The following is a 16,488-nucleotide window of genomic DNA, read 5'->3' as shown; positions in this document are numbered from 1 at the left end:
CAAGCGGGACCAACGTGAGATGGATAGCTGCCTTCGCAGGCACACGTGTGCTCCGCACTTGATGCGGAGCACTGCGCCACCAGCAGCCATCCTTGCCGCCAGAGCTCCGCATCGAGTGCGGAGCACGGTTATTTATTCAGTCGCCCCTCGACCAATGCATCGACCACGCTCGGATCGGCGAGCGTCGACGTATCGCCCAGCGCACCATGTTCATTCTCGGCAATCTTGCGCAGGATACGCCGCATGATCTTGCCGCTGCGCGTTTTTGGCAGGGCCGGGGTCAGATGCAGATGGTCGGGTGTGGCAATCGGACCGATTTCCTTCCGCACATGGAGCCGCAGTTCGGCAACCAGCTCATCAGATGAAGGCTCGCCCGCATTGAGCGTGACATAGCAATAGATGCCCTGTCCCTTGATATCATGGGGATAGCCCACGACCGCCGCCTCGGCGACTTTGGGATGGGAAACCAGAGCCGACTCGACTTCCGCCGTGCCCATGCGGTGGCCCGAGACATTGATCACATCATCAACCCGGCCAGTGATCCAGTAATAGTCATCGCCGTCCCGCTTGCAGCCGTCACCGGTGAAATATTTGCCTTTATAGGTGCTGAAATAGGTCTGGATGAACCGCTCATGGTCGCCGTAGACGCTGCGCGCCTGGCCCGGCCAGCTGCCGATCAGGCAGAGATTTCCGTCGGTTGCTCCCTCCAGAATCTTGCCGTCGCCATCGACCAGTTGCGGCTGGACGCCGAAAAACGGCTTTCCGGCGCTGCCCGGTTTCATGCCGTGGGCGCCGGGCAGGATGGTGATCATGATGCCGCCGGTCTCGGTCTGCCACCAGGTATCGACGATCGGGGACTTGCCTTCGCCGACCACGTCATAATACCAGCGCCAGGCTTCCGGATTGATCGGCTCGCCGACGGTGCCGAGCAGGCGGATCGAGGAGCGGTCATGGGCCTTCACCGGTCCGTCGCCTTCGCGCATCAATGCGCGGATCGCGGTCGGTGCGGTGTAGAAGATATTGACCTTGTGCTTTTCGACCACTTCCCAGAAACGGCTGAAATCGGGATAGTTGGGAATCCCTTCGAACATGATCTCGGTGGCGCCGTTGATCAGCGGCCCGTAGACGATATAGCTGTGGCCGGTGACCCAGCCGATATCGGCAGAGCACCAGAAGACCTCGCCCGGCTGATAGTCGAAGGCATAGTGGAAAGTTGTCGCCACCCAGACCGCGTAGCCGCCGGTGGTGTGCAGCACGCCCTTGGGTTTGCCGGTCGAGCCGGACGTATATAGGATGAAGAGGGGGTCTTCGGCGTTCATCGGCTCGCAGGGGCAATCCGCGGGGACGTCGGCCGAGATTTCATGATACCAGTGATCGCGCCCTTCGGTCATGGCGACATCGCTATCCGTATGATTGATCACCAATACGGCATCGACCGACACCTTTTCCAGCGCCGCGTCGACATTGGCCTTCAGCGGCACCGGCTTGCCGCCGCGCAATCCGCCGTCCGCGCAAATCAGGAACTTGCTGTCGCAATCCTCGATCCGTCCGGCCAGCGCGTCGGGAGAGAAGCCGCCGAAAACCACGCTGTGAATAGCGCCGATCCGGGCGCAGGCCAGCATGGCGATCGCGCCTTCAGGTATCATCGGCATATAGATGGTGACCCGGTCGCCCTTTCTGGTGCCCAGTTTTTCAGGCTGTTGGCCATTTTGATGACCTCGGCCTGCAATTCGGCATAGCTGATCGTGCGGCTGGGCGACTTGGGGTTATCGGGTTCGAAAATCAGCGCGGTGACATCGCCCTTGCCGGCCGCGACATGGCGGTCGACCGCATTGTGGCAGATGTTCAAAATGCCGTCTTCATACCATTTGATCGAGACCGGATCGAAGGACCAGTTTGCTATCGTGCTGGGGGCTCTCTGCCAGTCGAGACGCTCTGCCTGGCGTGACCAGAAACTGTCGGGATCGCTGATGCTCTCCTGATAGAGCCGGTCATATTCGGGTGCCGTGCAATGGGTGGGCGCATCGCTGCGCGGAGAGGGGATCAACTCGACCAAGTCCTTGTTTTCTGCATTGTCCGTCATGGTTCGTCTCTCCTTATCGGCATCTGTTCTAGATAGTTTTTCCGCCGCAAATATCAATTTTGTCCCTGCCGGTTTTCCGGTTCAGGGCTGGCGCGTCAAGGCCTGTTCCTTGATGAATTTCCGGATCCATGCTTCGTCCGGAAACCCCTGCGCGATCCAGGCTGTCTCGATTTTGGCGAGGGTTTTCGCAACGAGCGGTCCCGGCTTCAATCCTTGGGCGATCAGGTCGCCACCGGTCAGCGGAAAGACCGGCGGTTGCCAGCCTTCCAGCGCCTCCAGCAGGCCGGGCAGAGCGGTATCGTCTGCGAACAGCAGCGCTGCATCGCGGGCGCTGTCCACGCCGGTGCGATAGGCGAAGCCGCGGATATCGGCGAGGCTTGTCTCGGGCCCACTTTCATTCGACTTTTGCGCGGCCAGAAGCCGTTCGCCGATCGCCCTCTGCTGCTTTCTCGACAGTTTCAGGCCCTTGGCAATATGGCTCGCCTTGTCCGCCTCCTTGGGCAGCAGCGCCACCAGCCGCCGGATCGCAAGGGGCTCGACCTCATGCCGTTGCTCGCGCTCGACCAGACGATCGACCATGCCCCCGGCGTTCGAATCGAGGGGCTCGAAAATATGCCGGAAAATCCCGCGTCCAGCATCTGGCTGACGGCAAATCGCGGGTCACTGGTGGCGAGCAGTTTTAACAGCTCGTCCGCCACTCGCTCGCGCGAAAGCGTCTCAAGCTTCGCCGCGGCTGCGGTGCAGGCTGCAAAGGCCTCGCCATCGACCTGCTGCTGGCCGAAACGCGCGAGAAAACGGAAATAGCGCATGATCCGCAAATGGTCTTCCGCGATCCGTTCGGCGGCCGAACCGATGAAGCGGATGTGCAGATTTTCCAGATCGTCCAGACCGCCGAAATAATCAAATACTTCGAGGGTCCCGGGATCGGCGGACAGCGCGTTGATTGTGAAATCCCGGCGCGCCGCATCCTCTTTCCAGTCATCGCTGAAGGCTACGGTTGCCCGCCGGCCATCGGTTGAGACATCGCGCCGCAGCGTGGTGATTTCGACGGGGCCGTCCGGCAAAACCGCGGTGATCGTGCCATGGGCTATGCCGGTGGAAACGGTTTTTATGGACACGGCCGCGAGCCGTTCCATCACATCCTCCGGCAGCAGCGGGGTGGCGACATCGATATCCTTGACCGCCAGGCCCAGCAAGGTGTCGCGCACGGCGCCGCCGACAAAGCGCGCCCTGCCATCCAGCGCGGCGATCAGTTGTGCGAGACCGGGCCTTTGTGTCCACTCTGCCGGCGGTATTGTCCTTGTCACCAGTCCAGCCTCTTTCCCAGATTGTTCAATATGCCCGCGGTAATCCCCCAGATACGATAATCCTGCCAGTAAATCTCGTAATAATGGCGCTTGCGTCCGTTCCACGTGCCTTCGTGCGTGGTCCGGTTCTTCGGGTCGAGCAGGAATTCGAGCGGGGCTTCAAACCAGCTTTCCACTTCGCCGGGGTCCGGGACGAAGGGGAGGTCCGGCGGGATGACGCTCAGGACGGGCTGGATATTATAGCCGCTGCCGGACTGGAAACTGTCCGTCAGGCCGATGATATCGACATGGCTGCGGTCCAGTGCGACTTCTTCATGCGCCTCCCGGAGCGCGGCGTCGATCGGATCGCGGTCGCCGGGATCGATCTTGCCGCCGGGGAAGGCAACCTGTCCGGGATGGTTGCGCATATGCTGCGGCCGCTGCACGAAGATCACGCCCGGATCGGGGCGGTCGGTCACTGCGATCAGCACCGCCGCGTCGCGCAGGATTTTCAGATCGTCGATATGGTCCCGCTCGTTGTAGAGAAGATGGTCGAGGTCATTTTCATGCCCCTTCACCAGCGCCTGTTCCAGCCGGTCGCGCAAGGTCATTTATCGGTCGCCATCGGGAAAAACACACCGGACGACCAGATGCCGAGCGGATCGGCATTCTCTTCCAGCGCCAGCTCTACCAGTTCGTAATAGACCGGCCGTGCCAGTACGGCTTCGAGTGCCCTTCGAACCTGCAGATAGGGTTGCGGCTTGTCGGCGCCAAAGCGGAGCAGATGGTCGGGCCCCGCGACCACCAGATGGTCGGTGTTGAGGCGGAAGGCGAGCGTGCGGTCCTTGCCGCTGCCCTGGCTTTCCAGTTCGACGGCGACAAAGGGCGCATCCTCGACCTCGATGCTCAGCTTCTGATACGGCGTGACCAGCGCATAGCTGCGATCCGCTTCGCGCCGGAGAATGGTGGAAAAGGCGCGCACCATGGCGGGGCGCCGGATCGGGTCACCCTGATGATACCAGCTGCCGTCAGCCGCTATCCGCATCTCGCTGTCGCCGCTTTCCTGCGGGTCCCATTGGTCAACGGGCGGCAGCTTCTGTGCTTCGGCCAGTTCCGCGATTTCCGCGATGGAGAGCGAGGCCAGTTCGGGTGGGGGCGTATAGGGCATGCAAGGGGACTATTGCCCGCCGGCATTTCTGTAAAGGCTTAGACTGTTTATCTCGTCCAGGGACCGAGCGTGCCGCTCTTCGGCAAGGCCTGAGCGGCGCCGGTGCGCACCAGCAAGCGTGAGGGTTCCCACGGCCCCGGCAGCGTCCATCCCGCCGTGCCTTCTGCAGAAAAGCCGAAGAAGCGCTCATAATATTCCGGGTCGCCGATCATCACCAGCGGCAGCGGGTCATTGGGCTGGATTTCCTGCAGCAGCGCCGTCATCATCGCACGGCCGATCCCTTCGCGCTGGAAATCCGGGTAAACGGCTACCGGGCCGACCATGATCATCGGGTGTTTCTTGCCCTCTTCATCGGTCAGGGCGATTGGCCAGCACTGGATCGAGCCCAGCAATTCATGCTGTTCCTGATCCACCGCAGCCAGCGACAGGCCTTCAAGCATGTCCATGCCTTCGCGCAGCCGATAGGCGGTGCGGTCGTGTCGATCCATGCCGAAAGCGGCGTCAAGCAACGCTTCGACAAGTTGCGGATCGATTTCGGCAAGAGGAATGATGCTGGTCAAGTCGTCGGTCTCGTATAATCAGGAAAAGCGCGCGCTACTCCGCTTTGCGGCAAAAGTCGAGCCGTATAGGTTGCATTTGCATGATTGGATTGCGCCAGCTAAAAGATTGATCTGTTAAGGGAGTTTGCGCGTGTCGGACCAGAATGAGCCAGTAAAACCATCGAAGGGCGATACGCCCAGCGCCGCCGCGTCAGCAAAGCCGGCCAGGCTGGGCTCGCTGCGCCGGGATCCCAAGGGCTGGCTTATCCTTGTGCTCGGCCTCGGCGCTCCTCTGGCTTTCCTTATTGCTGCTGCTGGCGGCGGCTTTGGCCTCTGGGGCTGGCAAGCCGGCCTGGCTGCGATACCCTGGATCATATTGGTGGCCGTCCTCACACTGATCCTCGCGATCATCTTCATCGTGCTGAACCGGCGCAAGGGGCGCAAGACCCGCTGGCCTCTGCTGGGGCTAGGAATGGTCGCGACGCTCGGCTTCCTCGTATTCTGGATTCCCTATGTGGTGGCGATTGCCACGCTGCCTGCTATTCATGACATTACCACCGATCTTGCCGATCCGCCGCAGTTTACCGCGCTGACGCTGCGCGATGACAATTGGGACAATATCCCGGGAGCGGATGACAGCGACATGCGCGGGATGAACCCGCGCCAGCGCTGGGCGACGGTGCATCAGGACGCTATCCCGACATTCGGTCGGTCCGCATCGACCAGCCGGTCGCGGTGGTGATCGAAAAGGCCAAAAGGCTGGCGGAAGATCGCGGCTGGGAAATTGTCAGTGTCGATCCGGCCTCCGGCAATCTCGAAGCAACCGACACGATCTCGCTGTTCCGGTTCAAGGATGATATCGTCATTCGGGCCCGCTCGGCAGAAAACGGGGCGTCGAGCATTATCGACATGCGCTCGGTCAGCCGCGTCGGCGTGCATGACATTGGCGCAAACGCCAAGCGCGTCCGCCGTTTTCTGAGCGATCTGTCCGGGACGACGACCGCCGCTTCGCAATAGATATGCTGTAGCGGGGGCTATTTGGTCGGGGTGAGTTTCAGCAACTGGCCGCCTTCGCCGTCTTCCAGCACATAAATGGCGCCGTCGGGTCCCTGTTCCACTTCACGGATACGATTGCCCATCAGAAAGCGCTCGGCCTCCTTGGCGCTGTCGCCGTCGAAGCTGACACGGATCAGCGCCTGGCTGGCGAGACCGCCGATGAAGGCGCTCCCCTTCCATGCCGGGAACAGATCGCCGGAATAGAAGATCAGCCCGCTGGGCGCGATCGTTGGCACCCAGGCAACTTTTGGTGCCTCGAATTCCGGGCGCGTGTCATGATTGGGGATTTTCCGCCCGTCATAATGATCGCCTTCCGAAACAATCGGATAGCCGTAATTGGCGGCCCGCTGCACAAGATTCAGCTCATCGCCGTCTTTCGGGCCCATTTCCTGATTCCACAGGCGCCCTTCGCTGTCGAAGGCGATGCCGAGAATATTGCGATGGCCCAGAGACCAGATTTCCGGCAGCGCGTCGTCCTGGTCGACAAAGGGATTGTCCTTGGGGACCGTGCCATCGGGGTAGAGCCTGATAATCTTGCCGAGATTGGCCGCCATATCCTGCGCAGGGTCGAATTTCTGCCGGTCGCCGGAGCCAATGAAGAGATATTCGCCGTCGGGCGAAAAGGCGATGCGATGAGAATAATGCCCGTTCCCGGTCACCTTCGGCTTTTGCGTCCAGATGGTTTTCAGGTTCTTCAACGCCGGTTTTGGCCGGACAGGACAAGCTTGGCCCGACCGACAACGGCGCCTCTGGTGTCGTCTTCGCCTTCTTCGGCCCAGCTCAGATAGACCATATTGCTGGTCGCGAAATCGGGCGCGAGCACAATATCGCCAAAGCCGCCCTGACCGCCATAAGCAACCTCGGGAACGCCGCTGATTTCGGTTTTCTTCCCTTCGGCATCAACCAGTTGCAGTTTTCCCGCTTTTTCGCTCACCAGCATCCGGCCATCTGGGAGAAAGGTCATCGCCCAAGGTTCGTCGAAGCTGGCAATTGCGGTGGTCTCGAAAGGCTTGCGATCCACCGGAGAAATATCGGCCAGCGCCTGCGTTTCTGTCGAAGCGCCACCATTCGCCTGTGCATTTTCTCCATTGGTGCAGGAAGCCATGAAGATTGCGATCGAAAGCGAAAGTCCAATATTTTTCATGAGTTTCCCGTGTTTTACCATCAAGTTTATACCACTCGTCTTTACAGGTCATTATAGGGGAGCCCAGGCCATTTTCCTAGGCCAATCCGAGCTTTTTTACCCTTGAATTGTCCTGTTCATCGCTTGATTACCATTATTGGTTAAGGCGGGCGCATGTTTGGACGAAAATCGAAAGGCGATGACCCGCGCCCGCAGTCGGCGGTTTCCCATGGTGTGGGCATTGCCGGCCTGCTCGGTTTGGCTTGCTGGGTCCTGATCGCCCGCCAATATGGTCTGGCCGGCCCCTATTCCGCGCTCGCCGCCTGTCTAGCCTGTGCGGTGCCGATGGTGATCTGGTCCCTGCTGAAGGACAAGGTACATCTGCGGCCGTCCACCGGCATGGACTGGGACAAGCCCAAAGCGCTCAAAGAAACTTTTGACATCAGCCTGGTAAAGCTCGCCGGCCTCTGGGCAACCTGGGGTATAATTGGGACCATCTACTGCGTCGGACGCTGGTACTGGACCGGTCAATATCAATTTTCGATGGAAATAATGGAAGCAGCGGCGCCATGGCTGTTCGTGCTGTCGATCCCCTATGTCCTGTTCATGGACCGCTTTGCCATCGAACCGCGTGACGGCGCCTGGCATTTTGGCCAGCTGCTAACCGGCCGGAGAAGCGAGTTCGACCGGCAGCAGATCTACCACCATCTCCGCGCCTGGGCCGTGAAGGGCTTTTTTCTGGCGTTCATGCTGTCGATCGTGCCCGGCGGCTTTGCCGATCTGGTCCGGCTGGATCTCGATGGACTGGCGAGCAATCCTGTGGCGATCGCCCATTGGCTGATCATCGCGATGTTCGTTGTCGACGTACAATTTGCTACGGTGGGCTATCTGCTGACGATGAAACCTCTCGATGCGCATATTCGCACCGCTAACCCCTATATGGCCGGCTGGGTCGCGGCGCTGATCTGCTATCCGCCGTTCATCCTCATGGGCGAAGACGGTCCGCTCAACTATCATGTCAACACCGCCGACTGGTCCTACTGGCTTGCCGGCCAGTCCACCCTCCTCTGGATCTGGGGTGGCCTGCTCGTTTCCTGACCGCTATCTACGCATGGGCGACGGTCGCCTTTGGCCTGCGCTTTTCCAACCTCACCCATCGTGGCATCCTGACCCACGGTCCCTACAGCTGGACCAAGCATCCTGCCTATGTTGCGAAAAACGCCTATTGGTGGCTCGCCACTATGCCGTTTCTGGTGACCTCCGGCAGTGTCACCGATTTCGTGCGCAATACGGTGCTGATAGCGGCGGTCAGCGGCGTCTATTACTGGCGCGCCAAGACCGAGGAAAAACATCTGCTCAGCGACCCGGCCTATAAGGAATATGCCGAATGGATGGACCGCAATGCACCGCTGCCCCGGGTGTTGAACCGGATCAAGCGCCGTATCGGCTGGTGGGCACCGGACCGGGGAGATGGACCGGAATTCCAGCCTGCCGAATAAAATTGTCGGACTCATCAACAGCGGTTATTCCTGTCTTATGACGGTGATCGGAACGGACGGGAAGCACCGCTGCTTCGGCGGGCAGGCGGGCAAGGAATTTTACGGCGACTATCACGACCGGGAATGGGGCGTGCCGGTGCACGACGACCGGTTGCTTTTCGAAAATCTGATCCTGGAGGGTGCGCAGGCGGGCCTGAGCTGGGAAACAGTGCTGCGCAAACGCGACGGCTATCGCCGCGCCTTTCACGGCTTTGATATTGAGCGGTGCGCGGCAACGGGTGATGACGAAGTGGAAGCCCTGCGCGAGGATTCCTGCATCATTCGCAACCGGCTGAAAATTTACTCGGTCCGCAAGAACGCGCGGGCCTTTCTGGAGATACAGGCGGAATATGGCAGTTTCGATGCCTGGCTCTGGGGCCATCTGGACGGGCCGCCGCCGGTAAACCGGCCCAGGCATTTTTCGGAAATGGCAAGCACGTCACTGGTTAGCGATACAATATCCAAAGCGCTGAAAAAGCGCGGCATGAGTTTTGTCGGCAGCACTATCATCTATGCCTATATGCAGGCGATCGGGATGACCGACGACCATCTGGCCGGATGCTGGAAAGCCTAATCAGCCCGGGTTCTTGAGATAGGCGATCACATCCGCGCGTTTCTGCGCATCCGGCATGCCGGCAAAGATCATCTTGGTCTGGGGAATGACCTGCTGTGGCTTTTCCAGAAACTGGAACAGTTTTTCCTCGGTCCAGGTGATGCCGCTCTCGGCATTGGCCTTGCTATAATTAAAACCCGCGACCGTGCCGGCTTCCCGTCCAACGATATTGGCCAGCGACGGGCCGATGCGGTTCATTCCCGGATCGACGACATGGCAGGTGCGGCACTGCATGAAAGCGGCCTTGCCGGAGGCGGCATCACCGGTCAGGCTCGCGTAGGTAACCGCGGTACCGGCAGTGGCTGGCGGACCGCTATGTGCCGCTGAAGCCGCTTCGGAAACTGGCTCAGCGGGATCGGAGCTACCACCCGAGCAGCCTGCGGTCAAAACCGTCAAAGCCAGTACCGCGCCTACCGTTTTCATGCCGAGCATATTCTTTCCTGTCGTTTGATGTTGAAGGCAAAATCCGTAGCTACGCTGCCTAATGCCGATCATACCGAAATTAAAGACCTTTTCTGCCGTTCTCGCCTCTTTGCGTGGTTCTTCTGGCCGGCGGTTTTTGCAAGGCAGGAAGCCGCGCTGGCGGGGCTATGAAAAAGCCGCTATCCGCGATAGATGTTCGAATTGGAAAACAGGGCGCTGGTAGTGTGCCGGATCGCGCGGTTGAAAGAGAGCGGCTCATGCTATTGGTCCTGAGGAGATATATATCGCGGCTACCAGAGAAAATCTGGTTCCGGGCGATGCTGTTCAGTGTCGGTGCGATCGCAGCGGCGGCCGCGGCAGAATGGGTGGGACCGTTGATCCCCTATGAAGCGGATCTCGAGATAGCCAGTGGGTCGGTCGGGGATATATTGACGATCCTCGCGTCAAGCATGTTGGCGGTCATCGCATTTTCCGTGTCGATCATGGTGTCGGCTTATGGTTCGGCGACCAGCACCGCGACACCCCGGACCATCGCTCTCATGCTTGCCGATGACCGGTCGCAAAATGCCTTGTCGACCTTTCTGGGTACATTTCTGTTCAGCATCGTCGGGATTATCGGACTGTCCGCCGGCTATTATGACGACCAGGGCCGGATCATCCTGTTCTTCGCGACGATTGCCGTGATTGTGATTATTTCCGGCACCCTGATCAACTGGATTCAGCAGCTGTCGACGTTCGGGCGGATGAACGACCTTATCGAGCGGGTCGAGCAGGCCACCTCGAAAGCGTTGCGCTGGCATGGCCAGCATCCATATCTGAATGCGCAGCCGCCGGTCGAGGTTCCGGAGGATGCTTTACCGGTCCGCTGTGACATCGCCAGCGGTGTGGTGACGTCGATCGACATGGGCCAGCTGCAGGAAACCGCGAGTCAACAGGATGTCACCGTCCATCTGATCATCCATCCGGGCAAATTGATCTATCCGGCCCGGCCACTGCTCTATCTTTCTGGCGAGGGAGCGAAAGCAGCCGATCGGCAGCCGTTTCGCGATAGCATATTGGTCGAGCATGATCGCAGCTTCGACCAGGATCCCCGCTTCGGACTTGTGGTATTGTCCGAGATTGCCTCACGGGCATTGTCCCCCGCGGTGAACGATCCCGGTACGGCGATTTCGGTGCTGGACAGCGGTCTGCGTTGCTTCGAAGTTCTGGCAGAAGCCAGCGCCGAACCAAAGGAAGCCAAATATTCGAGAGTGCACGGCCCGGAAATAGCGGTAGAGGACCTGTTCACCGATTTCTTCATCAAGATCGCGCGGGATGGGGCCGGCATTGTGGAGGTGCAGCAGCGCGTTCAGCTCTGCCTGCTGGCCCTGGCCCAGTCATGGCCCGACCTGTTTGCATCCGCCGCTGCAGATGCGTCCCGCAACGCGCTGGCAAGGGCGCTCGATACAATCGTCCACAAGGCCGACACGGAAGATTTGAAGGCAAGATCGCAAAAGGTCGACGATTGCTGTGACGAATAATTGGCCATGTCGATAGCGCCAAATGAAAGACCGGATGAAGCGATAAACGACATACTCTACTCGTCGTAATCGTCTCATCCGGCGCAAACCTTTGGGTCGAAGGTGAATTCGAACATCGCCCATCGATTACTGCTTTTAACCCGGCACCCGCCAGTTGGTTCCCGGATTGTAAAATATTTTTCTATGTTCGGAGGCCTTGGCCCGCCGTTCAGCCGGCCGAGAAAGCGTCGATAATATCGGATATCGCGGTCGGGCGATCCATCGCTTGCAGGGCGTTGATGGCATCTTTGATCACCAGATTATATTGGGCTACCGATCCTTCCATCACGCTAGGCGTCGCGCCGACCGACCGGATCAGGCGGTAGGCCTTCTTGTTGTCGCGCAATATGTCGATCCGCAACTGTCGCAGGCCTTCACAATAGCAGTCGAGAAGCAACGCCGTCATCAGGATCCGGGCGACGCCCAGTCCGTGATAGGGGTCCAGAACCGCTATGGCGAACTCGCCGGTGTCGCTGGATTCCGCTTCGCGGAAAACATGGGCGGCCGCGATCGGCGGATGGCCTTCCTCGTCCATGTTGATGACGCCCCATGCGAGATGCGTGATACCGTCCGCGCTCGCCAGCCGTTCGACGACGGTCGGCGGCATGGTTTTTGAGCCCGAGAAGAAGCGCAAATAGCGGCTCTGGTCGGATAGCTGGCTGATACCTTTCTCGATTTCGCCCAGATCCGATTGGCGGACACGACGCAGGCAGATCCGGGTGCCGTTATCGAGTCTGGCGTTTACCGATCCGAGCTGATTCTGAAAGGACCACGAACCAGACATCGAATTTCTCCTCGTTGCACCGCCGATATTTGCCGGAGACTGCACATGTCCCGGCGCCGGTTGACTGTCTGAGATTAACATCATTCTGCCTGCGCGGCCACCGGTATGGCCTCTTTGAAAGTATGGGTGACATAGGGAAAGGGGATTTCAATATTGGCATCGTCCAGCGCCCGTTTGACCGCACGGATCACCAGATCGCGGCTTTCGTGCATGTCGCGCTGCGCCGAACCGGACCACCAGCGCAGCTTGAAATCGATAGAACTGGAGTTGAATTCACAAGCAAATATGTCGACCGGTTTTCGGTCGTCGGTGGTACCCGATGATTCCACGGCGGTGCGAATGACATCGCGCGCTTCCTCCAAGTCGGTGTCATAGGAAACGCCAACCACGACTTCATGGCGCCGGCGATCGAGATCGGTCAGAATCTCGACCGGATTTTGAACAATATGGAATTCGGCACAATCGTCAGCTCGTTCGACAGCTTTCTGATATGCGTCTCCCGCAGCAGGATTTGTTCCACCTTGCCTTCAATCCCTTCGCAGGAAATATAATCGCCAATCCGCATTTTCTCCCGCACCATGATCAATATGCCGGCGAGAAAATTCTCGAAAATATCCTGAAAGGCAAAGCCGATAGCGACCGTGCCGACGCCAAGACCGGCGATCAGGCTTCCGGGCGTCAGATCGGGCAGCAGGATCGTCAACGCGATCAGCAGGCCCACCGTCCAGATTGCAATTCGCACCAGCGTGTCCACCAGTTCGCGCAGAGACGGACGCATCGCCGTCCTCGCGGTCAGGCGATCTGCGATTTTAGTAGCAAATCTCGCGACGATCCACGTTGATATTATAAGGAAAATGGCGATAACCAGATTGGGCAGGAGACTGACCAGCCCCTCCCACATCGAGCGCAATTGTGCAGCCAATATCTGGAGGGTATTAAGCGATTGATCTACTTGATTATTCATGCGCATTAAACGCGCAAGTAACAAATTGGTTGCATATGGGCCTGGCAACGGGAACTCTATCCTGCGGGAAAGGTTGATCGCCTATGTCGAAATTATTCAAGCCAGGGCAAAACTGCTGGCGTGTCGAGCATGCAGACCGTTCTGCCGTTCTGATCGATGGCGAAAATTACTTCCGGGCGGTGCGAAAGTCGCTGGCGCAGGCCAGTCAGCGTATCATGCTTCTCGGCTGGGATTTCGACGAACGGGTCGAAATGCACGATACCGATGAGCAGCCGGACGGGCCCCTCAGGATCGGTGCCTATTTCGACTGGTTGCTCGAGAAAACCGGGATCTCGATATCTATGTGCTGCGCTGGGATACGGGGGCTTTGAAATCCTTCTTCCGGGTCAACGGACTGATGACGCTGCTCCGTTGGTATTTCCATCCCCGGGTGCATTTCAAGCTTGATTCCCATCATCCGGTGGGGGCCGCTCATCATCAGAAAGTTATCGTGATCGACGAGGACACAGCCTTTTGCAGCGGTATCGATGTCACCAACAATCGCTGGGATACGCGGGCGCACGAGGATAATCACGACCATCGGCTGCAACCGGACGGCCATGATGCCGGACCTTGGCATGACGCGGCGATGGTCGTTCAGGGCAAGGTCGCGAGCGCGCTTGCGGAATATGCCGTGCAGCACTGGCGTGCTGCCGGCGGGAAGAAGACCAAAAGGGTTACGGCAAAGGATGATTGCTGGCCCGCCAATCTCGATCCGGACTTTACCGATTGCCCGATTGCAATCGCCAGAACTTTACCGGAAATGGATGATCAACAGGGCGTGCACGAGATTGAAGCGCTTTGCGTCGATTTGATCGCCGCGGCCCAGGATCATATCTATGCCGAAAGTCAGTATTTTGCTTCGGCGAAGATCGCCGCCGCCATCGCCGCTCGCCTGTCGGAACCGGACGGCCCGGAAGTGATCATTATCAATCCGGAAAGCGCAGAGGGCTGGCTCGAGTCCGAGATCATGGATTCAACGCGTGCTCGTCTGGTGGAAGCGTTGAGAGCGCGCGACAAATATGATCGCTTCCGGATGTTTCACCCGTTCAACGAGGCCGGAACGCCGATATATGTCCACGCCAAGATATTGATCATTGATGACCGGTATATCCGCATAGGCTCGTCAAACTTCAACAATCGGTCGCTCGGCTTTGACAGCGAATGCGATGTTGCGATTGACGCGTCGGTGATCGCCGATGGCACGGTGCCAGCCCAGATCGCCCGCGTCAGGAATGATTTGCTGGCTGAGCATCTTGGACAGGAAGTCGACGTTGTTCGCGAGTCTATGGAGAAGACAAATTCGCTGATTAAGACGATCGAGGCTTTAAACAGCCCGGGTCGAGAGCTCAGGCCCTATCAGACAGCTGATATCGGAGCGGTCGAAGCCTGGCTCTCAGAGAATGACATCCTCGACCCAAGGCGGGCCGATGATGTTTTTGCAGGAATCATGTAAACGGTCTGGGAAAGCACCTGGATAATCACTGCGACTGTTATGCAGTGGTTTCGTTGGTGTCCGGCTGTTTCTTTTCCTGGATTTTCTTGATGATGATCCTGGCTGCTACCGAAATGGCTCCGGCCGCGATGGTTCTGATGATGTAACGCACGTCATGCTCCTTCAATTTTTATGATATTCATATGATCTACCGACGAGCGACCAAATGGTTGCAACCGTGCTAGGGATCAGCCGGCAAAGTCCATTGTCCAGATTGCCACAATCAAGGCCAGGGCGCCTGACGCCATCAGGCCGGATACGATTCGCATATTGTAAGGCTTTACCGGTGTTGCATGATGCGAATTGAGCCGGTCCTGGACGGCGCAGCCATTGCGCTGGGCAACCCAGAAAATGAAGATACCGATGATCATGAACAAGGTCGCGATGGCCTTGGGCACCCAGAAGGGTTCAAGTTTGCCAAAGAGCGCATTGAAGCCGAGTCCGATCCCGACCGCTGCCAGACCTGTGCGCATCCAGCCGGCAAAAGTCCGTTCGTTGGCCATGATCGTACGATCTTCGGCCCATTCGGTGCGGTCCTCGGCGAGGTCCGTGCGTTCGCTGGCCAGTTCCGTGCTGGATGAGTCTGTTGTCATACTCGCCTCCCGATGTCGCGTTCGAACCGCGCGCGGAATATATAGCAAAAGCCCCGCCACCCATCCACAAGGGATGCATGTCGGGGCTTGAAGCGTTCCTTCAGATAAATTCGACGACTAGATCGCCCGTGCGGAGCCTCTTGGTCCGACGAAGAACCAAAGGATCAAGCCGATTACCGGCAAGATCAAGATGATCAGCGACCAGATGATCTTGGCACCAGTCGAGGAGCCGCTTCCCCAGACGCTCAGCAGCGCCCAGATGTCGAGAGCCAAAATCAGAAGTCCAACAATTCCATATTCCATGATAAATTCCCTTGTTTAAATATTATGTGATCAACCGCGCGTTCAGGAGGTTGCCTCTTCGAGATGGTCGATCAGACGACCGTCCGCCCGCAGTTCACCCTGGTAATTGCGCAGCAATGCTTTGGCCGACACCGATAGGTCATCCTGAATAAGCGCCTTTTCAAACTTCTTGCGCAGATATTCCTCGCCGGTTTCGACCGCCTCGATCGCTGCTTCGTCATTGTCCTGGACGGCAGCGCTCAAGTCCATGAACACGCGGTGGGCGGACGCCAGAATGGTGCCGTCGCTTTCCGGCGTGCCGCCGGACTTCGTGATTTCCTCACGCACCGCAGCGGCCATCGCCCGGCGAGATGCCGCGCGGCGGGAGAAGAAATTCTTGAACGTGGTCCGGTCCGCAATCTCGGCTGCTTTCTCGTAGCCATGCGTGGAATCGATCAGTGTTTCCAAAACGTCATTCAAAATGTCCGTGGAAGCGTTATTTGTCATATCAACCTCGTTTTGCGTTATATATGAACAACCAACATCGGACGTGCCCGTCGGTTCCAAACTAAATTTTTCCCGTCGGCAGGAACCTTTGCTATGCAGTGGCGTATGCGAATGTTGCTGATTGGAATAATATGCCCCTATATCGCTGGCTCCTGACCGCGCTGTTTCTGGCGGTCGTCGCTGCTCCGCTTTCTACCGGTCTTGCTCCGCTGTTCGAGGCCCGCGCGCAGGTTCCGCTGACCGAGACGGTTGATGAGCCGGAGCCAGCCATCGATCCGGTGGTTGACGGCAGCGACGATCTCGCGATCGCAGACCGGTTGCGCGGAATTTTCCGGGAAATCGAAGGGCTGGAAGGGGTCGCCGTCACCGTCGATGCCGGGGTGGTCCGCCTGTCGGGGCCGATAGCCGACACCGCCTCGGCGGAACGGGCGAAAGC

General features: G+C 58.6%; 20 protein-coding genes and 3 pseudogenes. 8 read left to right on the top strand and 15 right to left on the bottom strand.

Annotation, left to right across the window (positions count from 1 at the left end):
* Positions 1–128: 128 nt before the first annotated feature.
* The 6 genes and pseudogenes from acs to C8024_RS19855 form a co-directional block, all read right to left on the bottom strand.
* Positions 129–2,083: pseudogene (gene acs, locus C8024_RS19875) on the bottom strand (acetate--CoA ligase).
* Positions 2,084–2,164: 81 nt separating this feature from the next.
* Positions 2,165–2,596, bottom strand: a complete 432-nt coding sequence (locus tag C8024_RS23925; protein WP_367947462.1) for a hypothetical protein — start codon at positions 2,594–2,596, stop codon at positions 2,165–2,167.
* On the bottom strand, positions 2,542–3,390 hold the full coding sequence (locus tag C8024_RS19870) for a CCA tRNA nucleotidyltransferase (RefSeq protein WP_367947461.1): 849 nt from the start codon (positions 3,388–3,390) through the stop codon (positions 2,542–2,544). Before C8024_RS19870 ends, C8024_RS23925 begins: the two co-directional genes overlap by 55 nt.
* Positions 3,387–3,980, bottom strand: a complete 594-nt coding sequence (locus tag C8024_RS19865; protein ID WP_173208422.1) for a CoA pyrophosphatase — start codon at positions 3,978–3,980, stop codon at positions 3,387–3,389. Before C8024_RS19865 ends, C8024_RS19870 begins: the two co-directional genes overlap by 4 nt.
* Positions 3,977–4,537 (bottom strand): DUF1285 domain-containing protein, encoded by a 561-nt coding sequence (locus tag C8024_RS19860; RefSeq protein WP_173208419.1) that lies wholly within the window; start codon positions 4,535–4,537, stop codon positions 3,977–3,979. The genes C8024_RS19865 and C8024_RS19860 overlap by 4 nt, the downstream gene beginning before the upstream one ends.
* A 47-nt stretch (positions 4,538–4,584) precedes the next feature.
* Entirely contained in the window at positions 4,585–5,097 is a 513-nt protein-coding gene (locus C8024_RS19855) for a GNAT family N-acetyltransferase (protein ID WP_173208416.1), read from the bottom strand.
* A 130-nt stretch (positions 5,098–5,227) separates the two neighbouring features.
* Here C8024_RS19855 and C8024_RS19850 point away from each other — a divergent pair, with 130 nt between their 5' ends.
* Both C8024_RS19850 and C8024_RS19845 read left to right on the top strand, forming a co-directional pair.
* Complete coding sequence (locus C8024_RS19850; protein WP_173208414.1) at positions 5,228–5,818, top strand: SoxR reducing system RseC family protein; 591 nt, start codon at positions 5,228–5,230, stop codon at positions 5,816–5,818.
* A complete protein-coding gene (locus tag C8024_RS19845) occupies positions 5,815–6,093 on the top strand; it encodes a DUF1499 domain-containing protein (RefSeq protein ID WP_367947460.1) in 279 nt (92 codons plus the stop codon). Before C8024_RS19850 ends, C8024_RS19845 begins: the two co-directional genes overlap by 4 nt.
* A 17-nt stretch (positions 6,094–6,110) precedes the next feature.
* On the opposite strand, the gene C8024_RS22415 is transcribed toward C8024_RS19845, so the two are convergent.
* Positions 6,111–6,830: a PQQ-dependent sugar dehydrogenase gene (locus C8024_RS22415; RefSeq protein WP_254306146.1), complete on the bottom strand. Its 720-nt coding sequence runs from the start codon at positions 6,828–6,830 to the stop codon at positions 6,111–6,113.
* On the bottom strand, positions 6,827–7,276 hold the full coding sequence (locus tag C8024_RS22410) for a PQQ-dependent sugar dehydrogenase (RefSeq protein WP_254306145.1): 450 nt from the start codon (positions 7,274–7,276) through the stop codon (positions 6,827–6,829). Before C8024_RS22410 ends, C8024_RS22415 begins: the two co-directional genes overlap by 4 nt.
* Positions 7,277–7,429: 153 nt before the next feature.
* Between C8024_RS22410 and C8024_RS19835 the strand changes: the two are divergent.
* Both C8024_RS19835 and C8024_RS19830 read left to right on the top strand, forming a co-directional pair.
* Positions 7,430–8,754, top strand: a pseudogene (locus tag C8024_RS19835) (isoprenylcysteine carboxylmethyltransferase family protein).
* A 37-nt stretch (positions 8,755–8,791) separates the two neighbouring features.
* On the top strand, positions 8,792–9,367 hold the full coding sequence (locus C8024_RS19830; protein WP_173208425.1) for a DNA-3-methyladenine glycosylase I: 576 nt from the start codon (positions 8,792–8,794) through the stop codon (positions 9,365–9,367).
* On the opposite strand, the gene C8024_RS19825 is transcribed toward C8024_RS19830, so the two are convergent.
* Positions 9,368–9,838, bottom strand: a complete 471-nt coding sequence (locus C8024_RS19825; RefSeq protein WP_173208411.1) for a cytochrome c family protein — start codon at positions 9,836–9,838, stop codon at positions 9,368–9,370.
* 248 nt (positions 9,839–10,086) lie between these two features.
* Between C8024_RS19825 and C8024_RS19820 the strand changes: the two genes are divergently transcribed.
* The gene (locus C8024_RS19820; RefSeq protein ID WP_173208409.1) at positions 10,087–11,349 is read left to right on the top strand and encodes a DUF2254 domain-containing protein; all 1,263 of its coding nucleotides are present in this window, start codon (positions 10,087–10,089) and stop codon (positions 11,347–11,349) included.
* A 208-nt stretch (positions 11,350–11,557) separates the two neighbouring features.
* Here the strand turns inward: C8024_RS19820 and C8024_RS19815 are convergent, their stop codons facing one another.
* The 3 genes from C8024_RS19815 to C8024_RS23915 form a co-directional block, all read right to left on the bottom strand.
* Entirely contained in the window at positions 11,558–12,172 is a 615-nt protein-coding gene (locus C8024_RS19815; RefSeq protein WP_173208407.1) for a GNAT family N-acetyltransferase, read from the bottom strand.
* 80 nt (positions 12,173–12,252) lie between these two features.
* Positions 12,253–12,561, bottom strand: coding sequence for a hypothetical protein (locus C8024_RS23920; protein ID WP_367947459.1), 309 nt, complete (start codon positions 12,559–12,561; stop codon positions 12,253–12,255).
* A gap of 29 nt (positions 12,562–12,590) precedes the next feature.
* A complete protein-coding gene (locus C8024_RS23915) occupies positions 12,591–13,136 on the bottom strand; it encodes a mechanosensitive ion channel family protein (protein ID WP_367947458.1) in 546 nt (181 codons plus the stop codon).
* Between the two features lie 83 nt (positions 13,137–13,219).
* On the opposite strand from C8024_RS23915, the gene C8024_RS22405 reads away from it, so the two are divergent.
* Together C8024_RS22405 and C8024_RS19805 are read left to right on the top strand one after the other, a co-directional pair.
* On the top strand, positions 13,220–13,507 hold the full coding sequence (locus C8024_RS22405; protein WP_254306144.1) for a hypothetical protein: 288 nt from the start codon (positions 13,220–13,222) through the stop codon (positions 13,505–13,507).
* Positions 13,480–14,631 (top strand): phospholipase D-like domain-containing protein, encoded by a 1,152-nt coding sequence (locus C8024_RS19805; RefSeq protein ID WP_367947457.1) that lies wholly within the window; start codon positions 13,480–13,482, stop codon positions 14,629–14,631. Before C8024_RS22405 ends, C8024_RS19805 begins: the two co-directional genes overlap by 28 nt.
* A gap of 227 nt (positions 14,632–14,858) precedes the next feature.
* Here C8024_RS19805 and C8024_RS19800 read toward each other — a convergent pair whose 3' ends face one another.
* The 3 genes from C8024_RS19800 to C8024_RS19790 form a co-directional block, all read right to left on the bottom strand.
* On the bottom strand, positions 14,859–15,263 hold the full coding sequence (locus C8024_RS19800; protein ID WP_100093715.1) for a YidH family protein: 405 nt from the start codon (positions 15,261–15,263) through the stop codon (positions 14,859–14,861).
* A gap of 117 nt (positions 15,264–15,380) precedes the next feature.
* Positions 15,381–15,566, bottom strand: a complete 186-nt coding sequence (locus tag C8024_RS19795; RefSeq protein WP_100093716.1) for a PLDc N-terminal domain-containing protein — start codon at positions 15,564–15,566, stop codon at positions 15,381–15,383.
* Positions 15,567–15,608: 42 nt separating this feature from the next.
* Entirely contained in the window at positions 15,609–16,052 is a 444-nt protein-coding gene (locus C8024_RS19790; protein WP_123906287.1) for a PA2169 family four-helix-bundle protein, read from the bottom strand.
* A 131-nt stretch (positions 16,053–16,183) separates the two neighbouring features.
* Between C8024_RS19790 and C8024_RS19785 the strand changes: the two are divergent.
* A pseudogene (locus C8024_RS19785) lies at positions 16,184–16,488 on the top strand (hypothetical protein); the annotation flags it as partial.

Origin of the sequence: Sphingopyxis sp. BSNA05, from assembly GCF_013265645.1 — a bacterium.
Lineage (GTDB): Bacteria > Pseudomonadota > Alphaproteobacteria > Sphingomonadales > Sphingomonadaceae > Parasphingorhabdus.
The sequence above is the reverse complement of the archived record's forward strand: the minus strand, read 5'-3'. Positions and strand labels throughout refer to the sequence as shown.